At 72.1% G+C, this 21131-nt stretch carries 17 protein-coding genes; 10 read left to right on the top strand and 7 right to left on the bottom strand.

Features of this window, described 5'->3' with window-relative positions; translation table 11 throughout:
* Positions 1–262: 262 nt before the first annotated feature.
* The 3 genes from ACGFX4_RS26995 to ACGFX4_RS26985 all read left to right on the top strand — a co-directional run bounded on the left by ACGFX4_RS26995 (position 263) and on the right by ACGFX4_RS26985 (position 2530).
* Positions 263–748, top strand: a complete 486-nt coding sequence (locus tag ACGFX4_RS26995; RefSeq protein WP_393079377.1) for a hypothetical protein — start codon at positions 263–265, stop codon at positions 746–748.
* 72 nt (positions 749–820) lie between these two features.
* A complete protein-coding gene (locus tag ACGFX4_RS26990) occupies positions 821–1570 on the top strand; it encodes a hypothetical protein (protein WP_393079375.1) in 750 nt (249 codons plus the stop codon).
* A 186-nt stretch (positions 1571–1756) separates the two neighbouring features.
* The gene (locus tag ACGFX4_RS26985) at positions 1757–2530 is read left to right on the top strand and encodes a peptidoglycan-binding protein (RefSeq protein WP_393079372.1); all 774 of its coding nucleotides are present in this window, start codon (positions 1757–1759) and stop codon (positions 2528–2530) included.
* 114 nt (positions 2531–2644) lie between these two features.
* On the opposite strand, the gene ACGFX4_RS26980 is transcribed toward ACGFX4_RS26985, so the two are convergent.
* From ACGFX4_RS26980 to ACGFX4_RS26970, 3 genes are read right to left on the bottom strand one after another with little or no spacing between them, the layout of a single operon-like run.
* Positions 2645–3712, bottom strand: coding sequence for a threonine aldolase family protein (locus tag ACGFX4_RS26980; RefSeq protein ID WP_393079397.1), 1068 nt, complete (start codon positions 3710–3712; stop codon positions 2645–2647).
* Positions 3709–4455, bottom strand: coding sequence for an SDR family NAD(P)-dependent oxidoreductase (locus ACGFX4_RS26975; RefSeq protein ID WP_393079369.1), 747 nt, complete (start codon positions 4453–4455; stop codon positions 3709–3711). The genes ACGFX4_RS26980 and ACGFX4_RS26975 overlap by 4 nt, the downstream gene beginning before the upstream one ends.
* The gene (locus ACGFX4_RS26970) at positions 4452–5852 is read right to left on the bottom strand and encodes a DUF6421 family protein (protein WP_393079366.1); all 1401 of its coding nucleotides are present in this window, start codon (positions 5850–5852) and stop codon (positions 4452–4454) included. The genes ACGFX4_RS26975 and ACGFX4_RS26970 overlap by 4 nt, the downstream gene beginning before the upstream one ends.
* Before the next feature lie 329 nt (positions 5853–6181).
* On the opposite strand from ACGFX4_RS26970, the gene ACGFX4_RS26965 reads away from it, so the two are divergent.
* The 3 genes from ACGFX4_RS26965 to ACGFX4_RS26955 all read left to right on the top strand — a co-directional run bounded on the left by ACGFX4_RS26965 (position 6182) and on the right by ACGFX4_RS26955 (position 12496).
* A complete protein-coding gene (locus ACGFX4_RS26965; RefSeq protein ID WP_393079363.1) occupies positions 6182–6709 on the top strand; it encodes a DUF5134 domain-containing protein in 528 nt (175 codons plus the stop codon).
* 144 nt (positions 6710–6853) lie between these two features.
* Complete coding sequence (locus tag ACGFX4_RS26960) at positions 6854–7798, top strand: M56 family metallopeptidase (protein ID WP_393079360.1); 945 nt, start codon at positions 6854–6856, stop codon at positions 7796–7798.
* Between the two features lie 258 nt (positions 7799–8056).
* A complete protein-coding gene (locus ACGFX4_RS26955; protein WP_393079357.1) occupies positions 8057–12496 on the top strand; it encodes an FG-GAP-like repeat-containing protein in 4440 nt (1479 codons plus the stop codon).
* Positions 12497–12566: 70 nt separating this feature from the next.
* Here ACGFX4_RS26955 and ACGFX4_RS26950 read toward each other — a convergent pair whose 3' ends face one another.
* A complete protein-coding gene (locus tag ACGFX4_RS26950; RefSeq protein WP_393079354.1) occupies positions 12567–13001 on the bottom strand; it encodes a MarR family winged helix-turn-helix transcriptional regulator in 435 nt (144 codons plus the stop codon).
* Positions 13002–13089: 88 nt separating this feature from the next.
* On the opposite strand from ACGFX4_RS26950, the gene ACGFX4_RS26945 reads away from it, so the two are divergent.
* Positions 13090–14613, top strand: a complete 1524-nt coding sequence (locus ACGFX4_RS26945; protein WP_393079351.1) for an MFS transporter — start codon at positions 13090–13092, stop codon at positions 14611–14613.
* 144 nt (positions 14614–14757) lie between these two features.
* Positions 14758–15387: a TetR/AcrR family transcriptional regulator gene (locus ACGFX4_RS26940; RefSeq protein WP_393079350.1), complete on the top strand. Its 630-nt coding sequence runs from the start codon at positions 14758–14760 to the stop codon at positions 15385–15387.
* Positions 15388–15408: 21 nt separating this feature from the next.
* On the opposite strand, the gene ACGFX4_RS26935 is transcribed toward ACGFX4_RS26940, so the two are convergent.
* Entirely contained in the window at positions 15409–16275 is an 867-nt protein-coding gene (locus ACGFX4_RS26935; RefSeq protein ID WP_393079348.1) for a helix-turn-helix domain-containing protein, read from the bottom strand.
* A 416-nt stretch (positions 16276–16691) separates the two neighbouring features.
* Between ACGFX4_RS26935 and ACGFX4_RS26930 the strand changes: the two genes are divergently transcribed.
* Positions 16692–17204 (top strand): ATP-binding protein, encoded by a 513-nt coding sequence (locus ACGFX4_RS26930; RefSeq protein WP_393079346.1) that lies wholly within the window; start codon positions 16692–16694, stop codon positions 17202–17204.
* A 97-nt stretch (positions 17205–17301) separates the two neighbouring features.
* Here the strand turns inward: ACGFX4_RS26930 and ACGFX4_RS26925 are convergent, their stop codons facing one another.
* Entirely contained in the window at positions 17302–17547 is a 246-nt protein-coding gene (locus tag ACGFX4_RS26925; RefSeq protein WP_393079343.1) for a DUF397 domain-containing protein, read from the bottom strand.
* A 351-nt stretch (positions 17548–17898) separates the two neighbouring features.
* On the opposite strand from ACGFX4_RS26925, the gene ACGFX4_RS26920 reads away from it, so the two are divergent.
* Complete coding sequence (locus ACGFX4_RS26920) at positions 17899–18795, top strand: sirohydrochlorin chelatase (protein ID WP_393079339.1); 897 nt, start codon at positions 17899–17901, stop codon at positions 18793–18795.
* Between the two features lie 77 nt (positions 18796–18872).
* Here ACGFX4_RS26920 and ACGFX4_RS26915 read toward each other — a convergent pair whose 3' ends face one another.
* Positions 18873–21005 (bottom strand): hypothetical protein, encoded by a 2133-nt coding sequence (locus tag ACGFX4_RS26915; protein ID WP_393079336.1) that lies wholly within the window; start codon positions 21003–21005, stop codon positions 18873–18875.
* Positions 21006–21131 lie beyond the last annotated feature (126 nt).

The following is a 21131-nucleotide window of genomic DNA, read 5'->3' as shown; positions in this document are numbered from 1 at the left end:
AAAAGCGAATCCGGCCGCAATCCATATAAACGCGCACACCAAATACGAACGGAGACGCGAACAGACGCGACCCGCTACGGATCAGAAGTGGTGTTCCAAGGATTGGCCGCCCCGGGACCGTCCACGTCGACACGTGTCCGGTGCTCCCTGTCAGGCAACCCGGAGGACTCTACGCACCTGGCCACCCCGAGTCAAACGTGGCGCGCAGCGTCCGGGACGCCCTCGGGAGCTCGCCGGCAGGTGACCCCGAATACTTGGGGTCATGTTGCTGACGTGGATAGCCGAGGTGGCGGACGAGCCGTTGGTGCTGGAGCCGACCGACCACCCCGTGGAGTGGGAGACCAACACTTGGTGGCTCAGTGCGGAGGACGAGGACCGGCGGTCTCTCTCCGTCTCCGAGGTGGTCGCGGCCTTCGAGCGCACCGCGTCCACCGTCCACTCCCGCGTGCGCGGGACGGGCTTCACGGGGGTGGCCACGTTCTACGTCTGGCACGACGTCCAGGCGGACCAGCTCCGGTGTTCGACCGGTTCGGTACCTCCGGATCAGCTGCCCTTCGGCGGTGCGTACTTCCCGTCCGAGGACCTGGCGCCGATCGTGGCGGCGTTCCTGTCCGCCCCCGAGGTCCGGGCAGCCCTGCCGGAGCCCGAGGACGTCTCGGACCTCGCCGGCGCGGACGACCGGTCGGAGCCTGAGCGGGTGCCTTTTCCCGTCTGGGTGTCGCCCGCACCTGCTCACCCGTTCGGCTGAGGTCCGCTTGACAGGTCGCCCTGCGGACCCGGGCTTAGAGTCGAAAGTGGGTGGACCAGAAGAGGTGACGACATGACTCAAGTAGTCCTCTCCCATGTCATCAGAGCGGCTCAGGTGGATCCCCCGGCTTCGCAGGGGGTCGGAGCGTTCCCCGACGACGTGCGACCGGTCGAGCAGGCGCTCGCCAACCGGGGCTTCCTGGACCCGCACTTCATCGACGGGGCGTTCGGCACGCTCACGCTCAATGCGTACAGGCGTCTCCAGGAATCGTTCGGCTTCGGCGGCAAGGACGCCGACGGCGTTCCCGGCGGCGCGTCACTGCGCCGGCTCGGCTCGGAGAGCGGTCTGTTCGACGTTCTCGTGGACGATGCCCCGGCGTCGGCCCCCGGCGGAGTCGGGATTCCGATGTCGGAGGTGGTCTACGACCGCGTGGTGGACGGGAGCACGACCACCGCGATCCACACGGTCTGTGACCTGATGGGTCTCCCGGTGGACAACTGGCTTCCGGGATACATGACGATCGCGGTCCGCGAATCGAGCTATTTCTTCAATGCGGTCAACACGAACGACTCCAACGCTCATGGACCGCGCCAGTCGGACGGTTGCCCGCTCTACTGCTCGCGCGGCGTCGTCCAGTGCATTCCCCCGACGTTCGCGAGGTATCACCAGCCCGGAACTGACAATCACATCTACGACGGCGTGGCGAACATCGCCGCGTCGATGAATTACGTCATGGACACGTACGGCGTCTCTCGTGACGGCCACGACCTGACATCGCGGGTACAGCAGGCCGACGAGAACCGTCCGCCGCACGGGTACTGATCCAACAGGCCGGACGACCGAAAAGCGACCCGACGACCCGACGACCGACCCGACGACCCGACGGTCGATCCGGCCCTCCCCCGAGGGGACACCGCTCTCTTCGGCGTGCCCGCACGCGCTCCGGCGCCTGCTGCGGCACCGACTCGCAACTCCCACTCCTTTCCGGCACGACCTGCTGGAGGAACCATGCAACTCATCGAACGTTCGGCCTTCGGGTGGCCCGAATCGGCAGCTCCGCTGCAGGCCACCACGCTCGGCGTGAAGGTCCATTACGAGGGGACAAAGGTCTCGACGTCCCTCATCGACAACCACGACGCGTGCATCGCCGAGTGGCAGAACATCCGTGCTTCCCACCTCGCCAATCCGACCGAGAACTGGTCGGACGTCGCCTACAACTACGCGGCCTGCCCGCACGGCTTCCTTCTGGAGGGGCGCGGGCTCGGTCGTCGGACCGGGGCCAACGGCAACCAGGAGCTCAACCGCAACCACTACGCGGTCGTCGGCCTGGTCGGTGACAGCGGGCTCACCGAGCCCACCCCCGCCATGCTCGACGCGATCCGCGACGGCATCGACCTGCTGCAGCAGAACGGTGCCGGTACCGACATCAAGGGGCACCGGGACGGCTTCGCCACCTCCTGCCCGGGTGAGCCGCTGGAGGCCTGGGTGCAGCTCGGCGCGCCGCGGCCGCACGACCACCCCACGCCCCCGACGGGGTTCGAACCGTTCCCCGGTGCGGCCTTCTTCCAGATCGGCCGGCACTCGGACGTGATCACGCGGATGGGTGTGCGGCTCGTCGAGGTGGGCTGTTCCCACTACAAGGTCGGTCCCGGGCCCGACTGGGGACCGGCGGACCGGGAGTCGTACGCGGCGTGGCAGAGGCTGAAGGGCTTCGAGGGCTCCGACGCGGACGGCATCCCCGGTCGGAAGACCTGGGACCTGCTGGGCGTCCCGACCGGCTGACCCCGCACACGGCGCGCCCCCGATACGCGGCGCGACCTCTACACATGGCGCGACCCCGGCTCGGTGCACCGAGCCGGGGTCGTACGGGCGGGGGTCCGCCTCAGGGGATCCGCGTCAGCGGGCCATCTCTTCGGCGATCGCGGCGGCGAAGGCGTCGATGTCGGCCTCGGTGGTGTCGAAGGACGCCATCCAGCGGACCTCGCCGGTGTGCTCGTCCCAGAAGTAGAAGCGGTAGCGCTTCTGCAGGCGCTCGCTGACCTCGCGCGGGAGGATCGCGAAGACGGCGTTGGCCTGCACGGGGCGGACCAGCGTGACGCCGTCGATGTCGCGGACGGCGGTCTCCAGGCGCTTGGCCATGGCGTTGGCGTGGCCGGCGTTGCGCAGCCAGAGGTCGCCGGTGAGCAGCGCCTCGAACTGGACGGAGACGAAGCGCATCTTCGACGCGAGCTGCATCGACATCTTGCGCAGGTACTTGAGGTTGCGGACCTTCTCCGGGTTGAGGACGACCACGACCTCGCCGAGCAGCAGGCCGTTCTTGGTGCCGCCGAAGGAGAGGACGTCCACGCCGGCATCGGTGGTGAACTCGCGGAACGGGACGCCGAGCGAGGCGGCGGCGTTGGCGAGCCGGGAGCCGTCCATGTGGACGAGCATGCCGTGCTGGTGGGCGTGCTCGCAGATCGCCTTGACCTCGTCCACCGTGTACAGGGTGCCGAGCTCGGTGGACTGGGTGATGGAGACGGCGAGCGGCTGGGCGCGGTGCTCGTCGCCCCAGCCCCAGGCCTGGCGGTCGATCAGCTCGGGGGTGAGCTTGCCGTCGGGGGTCGGCACGGTGTGGATCTTGACGCCGGCGATCTTCTCGGGGGCGCCGCACTCGTCGACGTTGATGTGGGCGCTCTCGGCGGCGACCACCGCGCCCCAGCGCGGGAGGAGGGCCTGGAGGGCGACCACGTTGGCGCCGGTGCCGTTGAAGACGGGGTACGCCTCGGCCTGCTCGCCGAAGTGGCGCTTGAAGACGGTCTGCAGGTGCTCGGTGTACTGGTCCTCGCCGTAGGCGACCTGGTGGCCGCCGTTGGCGAGGGCGATCGCCGCGAGGATCTCGGGGTGGACGCCGGCGTAGTTGTCGCTGGCGAAGCCGCGCACCGTCGCGTCGTGGTGGATCACTGCATCGGTGCGGTCGTTCATCGGGCTGTCAGCCACAGGTGCTGTCCGTTCAGGTCTGCTGCGGGGCGGTCCCAGAGGCCCGCGAGGTGGTCGGCCAGGTCGGCGGTGTCGGTGAAGCCGGCGAACTTGGCGTCGGGCTTCTCGGCGCGCATCTCCGGGGAGACCAGGGCCTTGATCACCAGGATGGCAGCCGCGGCGGTGGGGACGCCGTCGCCGCTGGTGGTCTCCTTGACGAAGGAGTCCGCCATGGCGAGGGTCCAGGCCTCGGTGGCCGCCTTGGCGGCGGCGTACGCGGCGCCGCCGGCGGTGGGCTTGTGCGCGGCCGCGGCGGAGATCATCGCGTACCGGCCGGACTCGCTGCGGACCAGCGCGGGCTGGAAGGCGAGCGAGGTGTGCTGCAGGGTGCGGACGACGGTGTCGTGCAGGAAGTCCCAGTCGTCGATGCGGCTGTCGAAGAAGGTCTTGCTGCCGCGCCAGCCACCGACCAGGTGGAACACGCCGTCGACGTGGCCGTGCTCGGCCTCCAGGTGGTCGGCCCAGTCGTGGACCTCCTGCGGGTCGAGCAGGTCGATGACCTGGCCGCTGATCTGCGCGCCGGGCACGTCGGTGCGGACGGCGGCGAGGGCCGCGTCCAGGCGGTGCTGGTCGATGTCGGCGCCGATCACGACGGCGCCCTCGGCGGCGAGCTTGCGCATGGTGGCGCGTCCGGCGGGGCCGCTGGCCCCGGCGACGGCGACGACCTTGCCCTCGAGTCGGCGGGTCACGCGGCGACCCCCTGGGCGTCGGCGCCGGTGATGCCCTTGGTGTCGGCGATCACGCGGCTGAGCTTCTTCGACAGCGCCTCGAAGAACATCGAGAGCGGGAACTCGTCCGGCAGGACGGCGTCGCAGAGCGCCTTCTTCAGCGCCTTCTCGTCGGCGAGGTCGAGCGGCAGCGCCTCGGGGCCCTTGGCCCAGGTGGAGGCGGGGTGCGGGGTGAGGTACTTCGAGACGAGCTCGTACGCGGCGATCCAGTGCGCGGTCTTGGGGCGGTCGATGCCGGCCCGGTAGAGCGCCTCGATCTCGGCGCAGAGGCCGTTGGTGACCTCGGCGACGCGGCTCCAGTCGATGGTGAGCCGGTTGTCGCGCCAGCGCAGCGCGTCGTGCTGGTGGAGGTAGGCGAAGAGCAGCTGGCCGCCCATGCCGTCGTAGTTGCGGACGCGGTCGCCGCTGACCGGGAAGCGGAACATCCGGTCGAAGAGGATCGCGTACTGGACGTCGCGGCCCTGGGCGTAGCCCTCGGCCTCCAGCTTCACGGCCTCCTTGAAGGTGTTCAGGTCGCAGCGGAGCTCCTCGAGCCCGTACATCCAGAACGGGCTGCGCTGCTTGATCATGAACGGGTCGAAGGGCAGGTCGCCGTGGCTGTGGGTGCGGTCGTGGACCAGGTCCCACAGGACGAAGGTCTCCTGGGCGCGCGCCTGGTCCTTGAGCAGGCCCTCGGCGTCGGCCGGGATCTCCAGGCCGAGCTGGCGGACGGCGCTGGTGGAGACGGCGCGGAAGCGGGCCGCCTCGCGGTCGCAGAAGATGCCGCCCCAGGTGAAACGTTCCGGCGCCTGGCGCACGGCGACGGTCTCCGGGAAGAGGACGGCGGAGTTGGTGTCGTAGCCCGCGGTGAAGTCCTCGAAGGCGATGCCGAGGTAGCCGGCGTTGTCGAAGCGGGTGCGCTCCAGCTCGGCGATCCACTCGGGCCAGACGACCTTCAGCAGGACGGCTTCCAGGTTGCGGTCGGGGTTGCCGTTCTGGGTGTACATCGGGAAGACGACCAGGTGCTCCAGGCCGTCCTCGCGGTGCGCGTCCGGCTGGAAGGCCAGCAGCGAGTCGAGGAAGTCGGGCTCCCGGTAGCCGGTGTCCGCCCACTTGCGCAGGTCGGCCCGGACGGCCTCCAGGTACGCGGCGTCCTGCGGGAAGAGCGGGGCGAGCTCGGCGACCGAGGCGAGCACCGTCTCGACCAGCGGGTCGACGCTCTGGCGCTGCACGGCGGCCAGGTCGATCGAGCCGTCCTTGGCCTGGAACGGCCGCAGGGCCTCGACGGCATCCTTCAGGCGCAGCCAGGCGGGGTGGCCGGCGACGGACGCGGCGGGCGCATCGGCCGCCACCGCGAGCTTCGGCGAAAGATTCTGCATCAGAGACTCACTTCGACAGGACTTATTTCGACGAGACCACCATACGAACGAAAGGTTCTCCTGTTCAAGGGGGGTCGGACGGGATCCGGAGGTCTCGCGCTCCACTTCGGCAGGTTGTCCCGTACACGCCCTCCGGACTGGCAGCTGTACGCCGACCATCTCCTGTGCTCGGACGGCCCGCCACCGGACGCCTTCGCCGGTGGCGCGCGAGGCGACCGGGCCGGGCCGACCGCTCCCGTGCGCCCCCGTGTGCGCCCTGCTACGGACGCCCACGATCGGTGACCGTGGACGGTGAACGCCCATGGTCAGCGGGGGAAGGGTGGGGTGCGATGCACGGTCCGGCCGTCGTCACCTGGCTGCTGGCCGCGCTCGCGGCCGGCACCGGCGGGTACTGCCTCCACCGCGCCCACCGGGGCAGCCACGACCACCGCGCGCACCGCGCGCTCGACGCCGCCGAGGCCGCGATGGGGCTGGGGATGGCGGGCATGGCCCTGCTGCCCGGCGTCCTGTGGGCCTGGCTCGCCGCCCTGCTGGCCGGCGGGCTGCTGCTCGGCACCTTCGGCCCGCACACCGCCGGGCTGCGCGCCCACCGCCTCCACCACGGCATCGGGGCGCTGGCGATGGCGTACATGGCCCTCGCCATGGCCGCTCCGGCCACGGCGCACCACCATCACCAGGGCATGGGCCTCCCCCCGCTCACCGGGGTGCTGCTGCTCTACTTCGGCGCCTACGCGGTGTGGGAGGGCAGCCGGCTGCTCGCCCCCGCCGGGGTGACCGCGGCGCACGTGGTGCGGCTGTCCGGCGCCTGCCGGGCGGCGATGGGCATCGGGATGTTCGCGATGCTGCTGACGATGTGACGCCGTGAGCGGTACGGCCGCGCGGCAGACGACGCGTGGTGTTGGTCACTGGCCGCCCGGAGCCGTTCCCCCGGGCGGCGGGGCGGCATAGGTTGGGGGCAAGCGCATCGTCGCGCCTCGAATTCTCCTCGGGGGAGCGCCGCCATGACGGCCCTGCTGAGCCTGCTGCTGCTCGGAACCGTGCTCGCCACCGTGGTGCCCGGCCGTCTGGCCCGGGCCGGGTGGGCCGAGCGAGAACCCGTGCTGGCCCTGCTGGCCTGGCAGTGCCTGGTGGTCGCGGTCCTGCTCTGCTGCGCGCTCAGCCTGCTGCTGGCCGGTGCGGCCGCCCTGCCGGAGCTGCGCGCCGCGGTGTTCGCCGGCGCGCCGGCCGGGGTCGAGGCGGCGTACGGACTGGCCGGGCTGGAGGGCTGGGGTCGGCTGACCGCGACCGTCCTGGCGGCCGGCGGGGTGTGGACGGCGGTCTCGCTGGCCCGGGAGATCCGCGCGGCCCGCGCCCTGCGCGACCACCGGCACGCCCAACTCACCAGCCGGGCACCCGAACTCCCGCTCGGACTCGTACCCGCCCGGCCGACCGGCGAGCGGCTCGTCGTCCTGGAGTCGGTCCGGCCGGAAGCGTGGTCGCTGCCCGGCCCGCAGGCCCGACTGGTCGTCACCACCGGCGCCCTGCGGCAGCTCAGCGACCGCGAGCTGGCCGCCGTCCTCAGCCACGAGCGCGGGCACGTCCGGGCGCGGCACCACTGGCTGGCCCAGTGCGCGGAGGCGCTCGCCACCGGGTTCCCGGGGGTGGGCGTGTTCGCCGCGTTCCGCCACCAGGTCGCCGTCCTGGTCGAGCTCGCCGCCGACGACCGGGCGGCCCGCCGCCACGGCCGCCTCACCACGGCCGGCGCCCTGGTCGAGCTCAACAGCCCGCTCTTCAGGACCTGCCCGCCCGGTCAGCTCGCGCAGTCGCCCGCCCGGGTCGACCGCCTTCTGCTCGGCGCGCCCCGCCTCCCGGTGCCGAGCCGGCTCGCCCTCACCCTCGCCGCACTCGCCGCGCCCGCCGCCGTCCTGCTGCTCGCCGTGGCCCCCGGGCTCGGCACCCTGGTGTGACGCGCATTACATCTCACTGTGCGACTGCGCACGGTTCGGCAGCGAAGGTCCGAAACGCACCGTCAGAAAAGCGCTTCGAATGGCGCGGCCATGAAAAACCTTTGCCCCGGCGGTCTCTGACTCCCACTAGCATCCCCCCGCATCATCATTCGTGTCCCACAGGGGGGTTCACTCGGCATGACCATCACAAACGGGCGGGGGGCGAGACGGCGACGTCTCCTCGCAATCCTGACAACCAGCGCAATACTCGGAACGCCATTGGCGGCCCTGAGCAGTTCGCCTGCGGTCGCTGACACCGCGTCACCCAAGGCCGCTGCTCCGCAGTCGCCGGAGGCGCGGGCGCAGGCCGAGGCGAAGAAGTCCGGCAAGCCGGTGGAAATCGCCGAGCTGGCCGACGAGTTCAACGAGACTTTGGCGAACCCGGACGGGACGTTTACCCGCCGCGCCCATGTCGAGCCGGTCCGCGCCAAGGTGGACGGTGCCTGGCGCACCCCCGACGCGACGCTGAAGAAGGCCGCCGACGGGCGCCTCTCCCCGACCGCGTCGACGTTCCCGATCGCGTTCTCCGGCGGCGGCACCGCCCCGCTGGCGACGATGACCCGCGACGGGCAGACCCTGTCGGTCAGCTGGCCGACCGCCCTGCCGACGCCGACCGTCTCCGGAAGCACTGCGGTCTACGCGGAGGTGCTTCCCGGTGTGGACCTGAAGGTCCTGGCGAACGTGGACGGCTTCGCCGAGCACCTGGTCGTCAAGACCCGGGAAGCCGCGGCCAACCCGGCCCTCGCCGAGCTGAAGCTCCTCACCGAGGCCGACGGCCTCACCGTGGAGAACGCCGAGGACGGCGGCATCAAGGCCAAGGGCAAGGACGGCAGGACCGTCTTCCAGGCCCCGGCGCCGACCATGTGGGACACCCCGAAGAAGGCCAAGGCCCCCCGCGGCATGGCCGTCTCCGAGGCCCAGGAGGGCACCGAGCCCGCCGCGCTCCCGGTCAAGGCCGCCCGCATCGGCGTGAAGCTGGACAGGAACGAGATCCGCCTCACCCCCGACAAGAGCCTGCTGACCTCCCCCGACGTCCAGTTCCCGCTGGTCATCGACCCGGTCTTCACCGGCGGCGGTCGACAGAAGTGGTCCTTCACCGCCTCCTCCTATCCCAACAGCGCCTTCGTCTCGGGCAGCGGCTGGACGTCCAACAACCCGACCGACGAGTTCCGGGTCGGTTACTCGGGCGACTCCAAGCACCAGTCGTTCTTCACGATCGACACCAACGGCCTCGGCGGCGCGCAGATCCTCTCCTCGACCCTGCACACGGTCGAGACCCACTCCTGGGGCTGCACCGCGTCGTCCGCCGGCTACACCGACCTGTGGGTCGTCAACGGCTGGGACCACGACCCGACCTGGAACAACCCCCTCGGCCGGCTCAACAAGGTCGCCTCCGACAGCTTCGCCGGCGGCAACGACACCTACTGCCCGAACGACCTCGGCCACGACTTCAGCTCCGACGGCCTGAAGTCCACGGTCCAGCAGATGGCCGACTGGAACGCGGGCGCGCTCACCCTCAGCCTGGCCGCCGAGGCCGGCATGGAGGGCAACACCTTCAGCTACAAGCGGTTCAAGAACAACCCGTACCTGGAGATCACCTACAACCGCGCGCCCGTGGTGAACGAGTACGGCGCGTACGAGGGCTCCTGGCTGCCGAGCGGTGCGAGCAACAAGTCCGTGCCGTGCGTGACCGATCCGGCCAACGCGCCGATCATCGGCAACAACGACTTCACCCTCACCGCCCGCGTCTCCGACCCGGACGGCACCAACACCAAGGCCTTCTACCGGGTCTGGAAGGAGGGCTGGTCCTGGTACCACGACCAGGAGGAGTGGGTCGGCAACGGCAGCTGGTCCTCCCGCACCTGGCCGGCCTCCGAGCTCCAGGAGAACACCCTCTACCGCTTCGCCGTGCGGGCCGAGGACGGCATCACCGTGTCCGGTTACCTCCCCGGTGACCCCTACTGCACCTTCAAGGTGGACAAGACGGCGCCCACCGGCCTGACCGTCACCGCCACCGACGGCAAGCGCCTGGACGTCGCCGAGGTTCCGGCCCGCACCGCGCGGACGCTGAAGTTCACCGCGACCGACACCAACATGGCGGGCTTCTGCTGGACCCTGGACCAGCCGATCTCCACCTCCAACACCCGCTGCCAGAACGGCAACTGGGTCGACGCCACCAGCGGCACCGCCACCGTGACCGTCACCCCGACCGGCTGGCCGCAGAGCACGCTGCACGTCGCCGCGTACGACAAGGCGGGCAACCGCAGCGCGTACGACGGCACCGGCACCGGCACGACCGGTGACACCGTCACCGTCAAGACCACCCCGGCCTCCTACGTCCGGCCGGCCGGCTCCACCGGCGACTGGACCGCCGGCGAGGCCAAGAGCGACATCGCGGGCGACCTGACCGGCGACGGCTACGCCGACCTCGTCGCGGTCTCCCCCGACGGCGTCCTCCGGCTGTACCCGGGCAACGGCACCGGCGCCCACGGGACCCGGCTCGACGTCGGCACCGGCTACACCGGCGCGCTGATCACCCACCGCGGTGACTTCACCGGCGTCACCGCCGCCACCGCGGGCGCGGACGGCTACGAGGACTACCTGATCCGGCTCTCGACCGGCCTCGACGCCGGGAAGCTCTTCATCTACCCGGGCAACGGCCTCGGCTACCCCAACGCCTCCACCCGGGTCGAGATCAAGCACCCGACCCTGCCGAGCTGGTCCTCGACCACGCAGATCCTGGCCGCGGGCAACCTCGACGGGAAGGCCGGGAACGACCTGCTGACCGTCGAGGGCGGCAAGCTGTGGCTGTACAGCGGCAAGGTCCTCCCCGGCACCTCCGTCTCGAACCACACCTCGCCGTTCGACCTGACCGGCCGCACCCAGCTCGGCAGCGAGACCTGGTCCGACTACATCGTGCTCGCCCCCGGCGACGTCAACGGTGACGGCACCCCCGACCTGATCGGCCGCCGCACCGGCGACGGTGTGCTCTTCCTCTTCCCCGGCAGCACCGCCGGCGGCGTCTACACGCTCGGCGCGAAGACCGTCTGGGGCACCGCTCTGGCCGGCCGCCCGCAGGTCCTCTCGCTGGGCAACCTGCAGGGCTCGGTCACCACCCAGACGGGCTGGGCCGACACCAACGACAACGGTGTCCAGGACCCGGGCGAGACCGCCTCGTTCAAGCGGTTCGACCCCACCGCCGGCCAGAACGGCGGCGACCTGATCGCGGCCACCCCGGCCGACGCCTCCGCCGCCGTCAACTACACCGACGACGGCACCACCACCAAGTCCGTCACCTGCCCGACCGGCTGCCTGCTCTTCTACCCGGGCGGCACCAGCGGGCTGGACGCCCTGCCCCGCCTGATCGGCAACGGCTCCTGGGCGAGCTACGTCGTCGAGGGCCCGTCGCTGCTCGCCAACCGGCTGCTGCGCGAGCGGACCGAGCACGCCGGCGACTTCAACGGCGACGGCCGGACCGACCTGGCGCTGACCGGCGGCCCCAACTGGGACTGCCTGCCGGTGGCCACCTCGAAGGGCGACGGCACGGTCAGCACCACGTGCAACGCCCCGCAGGGCGGGTCCTGGGGCTACTGGGCGCACACCGCCAACGTCCGGGCGCTCTCGGGCGACTTCAACGGTGACGGCCGCTCCGACATCGCCCTGACCGGCGGTGCGGGCTGGGACTGCCTGCCGGTGGCGCTCTCCAAGGGTGACGGCAACACCGACGTCACCTGCTACGCCCCCGAGGGCGGGTACTGGGGCAGCTGGGCGACCGACTCCGGCCGGCAGTTCCTCACCGGCGACTGGAACGGCGACGGTCTCACCGACCTGGCGATGACCGGCGGTGCCGGCTGGGGCTGCCTCCCGGTCGCGTACTCCAAGGGCAACGGCGCCTTCGCCGTCGGCTGCACCGGCACCGGCTCGTCCTGGACCACCTGGGCGAACGCCTCCGGCGTCAAGGCGGTCACCGGCGACTACAACGGTGACGGCCGCACAGACATCGCCCTGACCGGCGGCCCGAACCTGGGCTGCCTGCCGGTCGCGCTCACCAAGCCGGACGGCAGCCTCAACGTCACCTGCACCGCGTTCACCAGCGGCTGGTGGGGCGGTTGGGCCTCGTCCGCGGACGTCCAGACGATGTCCGGCGACTTCAACGGCGACGGCCTGACCGACCTGGCGCTGACCGGCGGTTCCGGCTGGGACTGCCTGCCGGTCGCCCTCGCCAAGGGCGACGGCAGCTTCACCATCACCTGCAACACCACCGGCACCAACTGGACCGGGTGGGCGCACGCCTCCGGCGTCAAGGCCGTGGCCGGCGACTTCAACGGTGACGGCCGCACGGACGTCGCCCTGGTCGGCGGGCCCGACCCCGGCTGCGTTCCGGTCGCCACCTTCAACGCCGACGCCACCTTCGCCGTGACCTGCAACGCCGCGCAGGGCGGGTCCTGGGGCTACTGGGCCGCCACCGCGGGCGTCAAGGTCCGGGTCGGCGACCTGGACGGCGACGGCCGCAGCGACCTGGTGATGACCGGTGGCTCCGGCTGGAACTGCCTCCCGGTCGCCACGGCCAAGGGCGGCGGCAACTTCGCCGCCACCTGCGCCGCCCCCGGCGGCTACTGGGGCAACTGGGTGAACGAGGCGGGGGCGCAACTGCTGTAGCTCCCGGCACCACCGCAGCACCGAAAGGCCTGCCCTCCGCCTCCCGGCGGAGGGCAGGCCTCCTGCGTTCCTACCGGTCGCCGTCGGGCGGGGTGAGGGTGGCGGCGAGGACCGCGCGGTGGGTCGGCCGGGCGTCGAGGTACCGGGCCCGGCCTGCGGCGGTGAGGGTGACGTAGATGCCGCGGCGGTCGACCTCGCAGAGCGTCCGGGCCACCAGACCGGCCTTCTCCAGGCGGGTGATGAGGCGGGAGAGGGCGCTCTGGGAGAGGTGGACGGTGCAGGCGAGGTCCTGCGAGCGCTGGCCCTTGCCGTCGGGGAGGTCGGCCTCCCAGAGGCGTTCGAGGACCTCGAACTCGCTCATGCCGAGGTCGTGCTTCTCGCCGAGCTCCCGGTCGAGGGCGCAGGAGGTCGCCGCGTGGCGGGCGAGCAGGTCGCGCCAGGCGGTGGCGAGTTCGTTGTCGGTGCCGGCGCCGACGGGCGCGGCCGCCGTGTCGAGATCGGTCACGCCTCCACGCTAGCACATGAGTGCGCATTTATTGCATGTGCATTAAATCCGCTTGCATTGGATGCACATGCATGTAGTGTCTTGGCCCATGACCACAGCAGCGCCTTCACCTGCCGGCACCCACGCCCACGACACGCACTGGACCCCACGCCTCTGGGGCACCCTGGTGGTGCTCTGCGCCGCGATGTTCCTCGACGCGCTCGACGTCTCGATGGTCGGCGTCGCGCTCCCCTCCATCGGCACCGACCTGCACCTGTCCACCTCGGCCCTGCAGTGGGTGGTCAGCGGTTACGTCCTCGGCTACGGCGGCCTGCTGCTGCTCGGCGGCCGGGCGGCCGACCTGCTCGGCCGGCGCCGGGTCTTCCTGGTCGCACTCGCCGTCTTCGCCGCCGCCTCCCTGCTCGGCGGCCTGGTCGACAACGGCGCCCTGCTGATCGGCGCCCGCTTCCTGAAGGGCGTGGCCGCCGCCTTCACCGCGCCCGCCGGCCTGTCGATCATCACCACCACCTTCGCCGAGGGCCCGGCCCGCAACCGGGCGCTGGCCATCTACACCACCTGCGGCGCGAGCGGGTTCTCGCTCGGCCTGGTGCTCAGCGGGCTGCTCACCTCGGTCGGCTGGCGCTGGACCTTCCTGATGCCGGTGCCGGTCGCGCTGCTCGCCCTCGCCTTCGCGTTCAAGCTGCTGCCCCGTCAGGCCGACGACGACCGCCCGCACGGCGGCTACGACGTGGCGGGCGCGATCACCGGCACGGGTGCACTGCTGCTCCTGGTGTTCACCGTGACCGAGGCGCAGGGCGCGGGCTGGACGAGCGCGCGCACGCTCGGCTCGCTGGCCGTGGTCGCCGTCCTCGCCGCTGCCTTCCTGGTGATCGAGTCGCGGACCGCGCACCCGCTGGTGCGGCTCGGCATCTTCCGCAACGGCCGGGTGGCGCGGGCCAACCTCACCGCGGTGACCATCTTCGGCTCGTACGCGGGCTTCCAGTTCATCGTGACGCTGTACCTGCAGCGGCTGCTCGGCTGGTCGGCACTGGAGATGGCGTTCGCACTGCTGCCGGCCGGCGCGCTGGTCGCGCTCTCGGCGACCCGGATGGGCGCGGTGGTCGACCGCTTCGGCACCACCCGGCTGCTGCCGGTCGGCGTGCTGGCGCTGGCCGCGGGGTACGCGCTGTTCCTCCGGCTCGGTGAGCACAGCGACTACCCGACCCTGGTGCTGCCCAGCATGGTGCTGCTCGGCGTGGGCTTCGCGCTCGCCTTCCCCTCGGTGAACATCGCCGCCACCAGCGGCGTCGCGGACGAGGAGCAGGGCCTGGCGTCGGGCCTGGTGAACACCGCGTTCCAGGTCGGCAGCGCGATCGTGCTGGCGGTCACCACCGCGGTGATCACGGGCGGCAGCGGCGGCGGCGAGAGCCCGCAGGCCCAGCTGGACGGCTACCGGCCGGCGCTGCTGCTGGTGACCGGCGTGGCCGCCGTCGGCCTGGCGGTCACCCTGGTCGGTGCCGTGCTGGAGCGGCGCCGGGCCGCGGCCCCCGCCGCCCCCGTGCCGGACTACCGCTACCCGGCCGCGCCGACCGGGCAGGACGTCACGGACGCGCAGGTGCTCTCGGAGCGCTGACCTCGGAAGGACCCCGGCTCCACCAAACCCCCGTGTTGGTGGAGCCGGGGCTGTGTCCGTACGCCTACCAGTATATTGGCTGGGAGCCAACGAACGTACGGAGCAGACACGATGGCACCTCGCGGGGAATCGGTCAATGAGGAGATGCGCCGACGTTCCCGCCGCCGCATCATGCGGGCCACGGTGGAGCTGGTGGACCAGTACGGATACGCCGGGACGACCCTCGGGGACATAGCCGAACGGGCAGGCCTGGCCCGCGGGTTGGTGTCCTACTACTTCGACGGCAAACGGCTGCTGATGCAGTCGGCGACGCACCGGATGATGCACCTCACGCTCGCCGAGGCGCTGGACGGGCTGCCGGACGGCGCCTCCGCCGACGCCCGGCTGGCGGCGGCGATCGACGCGGTGCTGGGGCTCGCGCTGGAGCACCCCCGGGTGATGCGCTCCCACCTGGCACTGATCCTCGACCCGGACGTCGGCGCCTTCGTGCAGGATCCGGAGCAGCAGCAACTGGGGTCCATCCTGCGGGAGTTGCTGCGGGAGTGGGGCGCGGCGGACCCGGTCGCCGAGCACGCGGTGCTGCGCAGCGCGCTGATGGGCGGGTGCATCGGCGTCCTGCTGCCGGGCGCCTCGGCGCCGCTGGCGCCGATCCGGGCGGACCTGTTCGCCCGCTACGGACTGGACTGGACGATGGGCGTGCCGCCGCAGCCGGAGGCGCCGGAGCGGCCGCGGCCGGTCCGGTGCGACGCCGAGGAGCTGCGGCGCGCCAGGTAGGCCGCGCCGGGCGGGTGCCGCTCAGCGCTCCTTGAGGATGGCGGCGAGCAGGTCGGTGGTCTGCTGCGGGGTGAGGCTGTCGACGCAGAGCCGCTCCATCACCTGCACGTACTCGTCGACGTCGTCGCGCTTGTCGAGGTAGAGCGCGCTGGTCAGCTGCTCCAGGTAGACCACGTCGGCCAGGTCCTGCTCGGGGAAGCGCAGGATGGAGAAGGCCCCGCTCTCGCCGGCGTGCGCGCCGAAGCGGAACGGCATCACCTGGACCACCACGTTGGGCTGCTCGGCCATGTCGAGCAGGTGCTGGACCTGGGCGCGCATCACCTCGGGCCCGCCGACCGGCCGGCGCAGCGCGGCCTCGTCGATGACGGCCCACAGGCGCGGGCCCTCGCCGTCGGTGAGCGCCTTCTGACGGCGCATCCGGAGGCTGACCCGGCGCTCCAGCTCCTCCTCGGCGAGCACCGGGCGGCTCTGGGCGAAGATCGCGCGGGCGTACGGCTCGCACTGCAGCAGGCCGGGGACGAACTGCACCTCGTAGGTGCGGATCAGCGCGGCGGCCTCCTCCAGACCGATGTAGGTCTGGAACCACCCGGGCAGCACGTCGTTGAAGCTGTGCCACCAGCCGGACTTGTTGGCCTCGCGGACCAGGCCGAGCAGCGCCTCGCGGTCGTCGCCGTCGTGGACGCCGTAGAGGCTGAGCAGGTCGGCGACGTCGCGCTCCTTGAAGGAGACGCGGCCGAGCTCCATCCGGCTGATCTTCGACTCCGAGGCCCGGATCGCGTACCCGGCGTCCTCGCGGGTGATCGCGCAGCCCTCACGCAGGCGGCGGAGCTGGGAGCCGAGCAGGATCCGGCGCACCATCGATCCGCTGCCGGGCTGAACTGTGGTCATGCGGACCCAACCTCCACCTCGGACAACAGCTGCACAGTCTGCCATCAGTTGAGCGCGCTCGGTGCCGGTAGTGACGGAACGATCTACCGGTTCTGCATCACACCCGCCCGGATGCACGTGCATCCGGTGCATGCATATGCCAATCCCGCGACTGCACGTGAATCCACTCTTGCATCTGCAGTGAGCGCAGAGGACCATGGTGCACGTGCACTTGCACGCCCCTGGCAATCCCGCGGGCTCCGCGTCGACCCCACACGCGTAACCGCACATGCTCCCGGCGGCGCCCCCGCGTCGCTGGGTTTACGTGTGCGCACAGCAGGGTCGGGGAGGCGGTCGCGCGACCGAGCGAGTCGGAGGTGACCGGCATGACCCCGGTGGGTCCAGCCGTGTCCGCCCCCTTATGGGAGGAGCTCTTCATGAGCACCGGTACGGCCCTGGCGACCGACCCCCATGTGGTCAGCTGCACCCTCGCTCCTCGCTTCGAAGCCGTCAGAACCGCACGGGAGTTCGCCAGATCGACCCTCCAGGGATGGGGCCTCGGCGAACTCTTCGACGACGTCTCGCTGGTCGCCTCCGAGCTGGTCACCAACGCGCTCCGACACGCCCTCGGCGCCGTCGAGCCGGCCCGGCTCCCGGCCCAGCCCGGTCCGCACCAGGCGCCCGACGCGATGCTGCCGATCCGCATCAGCCTGGTCCACCGCGCGCCGCAGGTGGTGTGCGCGGTCAGCGACCCGAGCAGCGCCGGCCCGGTCGCCCGCGAGGCCGACTTCGTCGCCGAGTCCGGCCGCGGCCTGCACCTGGTCGACTCCTTCAGCCGCTCCTGGGGCTGGCACCCGCTGGCCGGCGCGGGGAAGGTGGTGTGGGCGCTGTTCGAGGCCGCGCCCGCGACCTGTCCGGACAACCTGGGCCTGCACCGCCGCTCCGCCTGAGCGGGCCGCCCGGCCGGGGAGAGGCCGGCGGAACGCTGAGGCCGTCGCAGGTGAACCCCCGCGACGGCCCGGACAGTGACGGTGCGTCAGGCGCGTGTCAGCCGGAGGGCTGGACGAGGTGGTCGAACTCGCCGTCCTTCACCCCGAGCAGCATCGCCGTCATCTCGTCCCGGGTGTAGATCAGGGCGGGCCCGTCCGGGAAGCGCGAGTTGCGCATCGCCACCGCCCCGCCGGGGAGCGCGGCGAACTCCACGCAGTTGCCCTTCGAGTTGCTGTACAGGCTCTTCTGCCAGACCACGCCCTCGAGGTCCGCAGCCGCCATGCCGTTGTACGCCTCACGCATCGTTCTCTCCCCTAGAAGCCAGGCGAACACCTCACTTGACGTGATGATAGCTCGGATGCACGTGCATCAGCAGGGGAAAAAGCTCGTGCAAATGTACGTGCGAAGGTCCCCACGAACACTTCACACCCGGCAAGTTGACACGCCATAAGCGGACATATCCGGGCGAAACGGCGCCACGGGCATGACCGTCCGCACACGTGCGGCGGCGCGTTGTCGATCTTCATGGCGCCCTGCGGGCCTCACCGACCGTCACGGCCCGTCGATGTGAGCCGCGTCACCTGGCGGACGGGAAATGTTTACGTACGGCATCCGACTGCAGCACCGGCTGGTCAATGTCCTACGATCTCCGGCATGAGCACCGCAGCCATTCCGGGCGCGCCACTGCCCGTCCGTCAGCCAGGCTCCCGTGCGCGGGGGCGCCACCGTCGTCCCGAGCGCCCCGAGATCCCGGCCGGCTCGCCGGCCCTGATCCTGGCCGTCCCGGCCGCGGCCGGGCCCGACGCCCGGCCCGTCGTGGACGAGCTGCTCTCCATCGTGCGCGGCGAGCAGCCGGGCATCGAGATCGCGGCCGGCTACCTCGGGGGCGAGGACGCCGACACCGTCGCCGGGCTGATCGCCCAGGCCCTCGACGCCGGTATGCCGGCACCCGTCCTGGTGCCGCTGCTCCCCGGCCCGCACGGGTTCCTGGAGGAGCTGCACCGGCTCGCCGCCGAGACCGGCGCCGTCGTCACCGACACCCTCGGCCCGCACCCGCTGCTCGCCGAGGCCGTCCACGTGCGGCTGTCCGAGGCCGGGCTGGCCCGCGCCGACCGCGCCCGCCTCTTCGCCATCACCACCGCCGCCGACGGCGTGGTGCTGACCACCGCCGGCGGGGAGGACGCCGCCGCGTCCGCCGGGATCACCGGCGTGCTGCTCGCCGCGCGGCTCGCCGTGCCGGTGGTCGCCGCCGCCCTGGACGTGCCCGGCTCCGTCGCCGCCGCCGTCGAGCACCTGAAGGCGACCGGCTCCGAGCGCCCGGCGCTGGCGCCGCTGGTGATCGGCCCCGAGGCCGACCCGGAGCTGCTCGCGGCCGCCGCCGAGGAGACCGGCTGCCCGAGCGCGGCCCCGCTCGGCGCGTACCCGACGGTGGGCCAGCTGATCGCCTCCACCTACCTCGCCGTCCTGCCGGCCGCCCCGGTCGAGCAGCAGGCGGAGCACGCGGAGCAGAGCGGGTCGGCGGCGCACGCCGGGGAGCCCGCGGCGGAGTAGTCCGGGAATCCCGGAACAGACACGAGGAAGGGCCCCCGCGGGGGCCCTTCTTCACGTCGCGGCACCTGCCGGCGGGCTCACGGCTGCGTGCGGGTGGTCCTGCTCGCCGCGTCCGGGAGGGTGAGGGTCAGCGGCGCGACGGCCTTCTGGACCGGCGGCGCGTCCGCGGGGGTGCTGGCCGCGTTCCACTGGGGGACGGCGGTCGGCGCGGTGCCCGGCTTGCTGAGGGCGACCGCCTGCCCCTGACCCGCCTTGCGGAACAGGATCCGCTTGGGCGCGGGCGCCTCCGGGTCGAGCCAGACCTCGTTGCCGCCGAACTCGCAGTCGAGCACCGCGATGTCGTCCGGCTTCCCCTCCGGGTCGGCCCGGAAGGCCACGCCGGCCTTGCGGTAGCCGGTCATCCGGCACCGGCTGATCGTCACGGTCTCGCCCGCGAGCTGGTGCTTGGCGGTGGCGACCGCGTAGTCGGACTGCCCGGCGGCGTCGATCAGCAGGCCGTCGAAGCGCGTCCCCTTCTCCCGCCCCAGCGCGTGGACCGCCACTCCCCCGCTCGCGTTGCCGTACAGCACGCTCGACAGGTAGTCGAAGTCGTTGAGGTAGGCGCCGTGCTCGATGCCCCAGCCGCCGTTGTGGTAGGCCACGAACTGGGCGACGGTGTGGTGGTGCTGGGCGTTGAGCCAGACGAAGATGCCGTTCTCCAGGTTGTTGTGGGCCAGGCAGCGCTCGAAGGTCCACACCCCCTCGCTGGTCTCCGGCCACTCGTACCCGGAGGCGCCGGTGGCGCCCTGCACGCCGACCGCGACGCAGCCGCGCGCGCTCGAACCGCTGCCCGCGCCCAGGCTGAAGCCCGTCAGGCGGTAGGCGCGCGGGTTGGGTTCGAAGACGGTGCGGGAGGCGACGCAGGCGTCGTACGCGATGTCGTCGGACGGGCCCTGCGGGGTGCGGGTGTCGAGCGGACCGTCCCACCAGTAGGCGTCCTCCCAGGTCTCGTGGCTGATGCACGATCGGAAGGTGATGCCGTGACTGGCGTGCGGCACGAAGGCGTGGTTGCCGGTGTCGCGGACCACCACGCCCTCGACCACGGTGCCCCGGGAGGAGTCGGCGAGCATGTGGAAGTGCAGCCCGTACCGGCCCAGCACCGGTTCGGTGACGGGCTGTCCGTTCCACTTGTCCTTGCCGGCGGCGCGCGGGCCGAGCCAGCGCAGCGCGGCGTGCCGGACGTCGGCGTGCCGGGAGCTGGTGATGTGGATGTGGGCGCGGCCCTCGGCGGTGCCCTCGACCCGGACGGTGCGGGTCAGGTTGAGCACCTCGGCGCCGAGGGTGAGCCCGGCGCCGACGGCGACCCGCGGGTGGGCCCGGCGCAGCGGTGCGTCGAGGGTGACGGTGGCGCCGTCGACCGAGCGGACGGTGGCGTAGTCGTAGGCGGTGGAGAAGCCGTCCGTGTCGGGGGCGAGGGTCGGGGTGATCGCCAGCTCGTCGCCGGCCCGCCACCCTTCCGGGGCAGTTGAGAGCTTGATGGTGGTTTCGCCCGGTTTGAGCGCCGTCGCGGCCCGGACCCAGGCGGTCTTGGCTGCGCCGTCGAGCCGGAGGTAGCCGGTGCCGGCGACCCACAGACCGGTGTCGCTGCCCACCAGGGCCATTCCGCCGCCCTGGAAGCGCTTCTCGTCGACCTTCGGGAAGCGCAGGGTGTGGATGGCCGCCCCGGTCGGCGCGAGGGCCAGGGAGCCGCGCACCTCGACGTTGCCGGCGCTCGCCAGCGCCAGGGTCTGCTCCCGGGCGAAGACCAGCGACCCGGTGGGCTCGATCAGCAGCGAGCCGACGGCGGCGTCGGTGTCGAGCAGCACCCGGTCGGCGATCCGGACGGCCGTGGTGGGGCCGGGCACGGCGCCGCCCCAGCCGGCCGGGTCGGACCAGCGGCGGCCGGACTCGTCGACCGGCGGCGGAGGTTCGCTCGGACTGGGCGGCGGGGCGCCGTGGGTGTGCTCCGCCGAGGGGGCCGGGGAGGCCGTCGCGGGCAGCGGGGGCGCGGGTCTGCGGGTCTTCGCGTCGGCGAGGGACTGGCGCAGCACCTCCCCGCCGGTCACGGCGGCGACCGTCCCGACGGCCAGCCAGGCGAGCATCCTCCGGCGGGCGACCGGCCTCCGGTGGCGGGCCGGCCGGGGAGCAGGGTCTCCCGGATCCGGCGGCGGCGCATTCTCAGTGGGCGTCATCGGCTGCCCCTCCCGCGGGCTCCGCATCCGGCGCTGTCGCCTGAAGCATAGGCAGCTCCCTCCTACGGCACGGGTGTTGCGCGAAAGCGGTCGAATCCGACCGGCTCCGCCTGCAAAAACGCCATG

It is taken from the genome of Kitasatospora sp. NPDC048365 (assembly GCF_043200835.1).
Taxonomy (GTDB): Bacteria; Actinomycetota; Actinomycetes; order Streptomycetales; family Streptomycetaceae; genus Kitasatospora; species Kitasatospora terrestris.
This window is presented reverse-complemented; position numbering and strand designations above follow the sequence as displayed.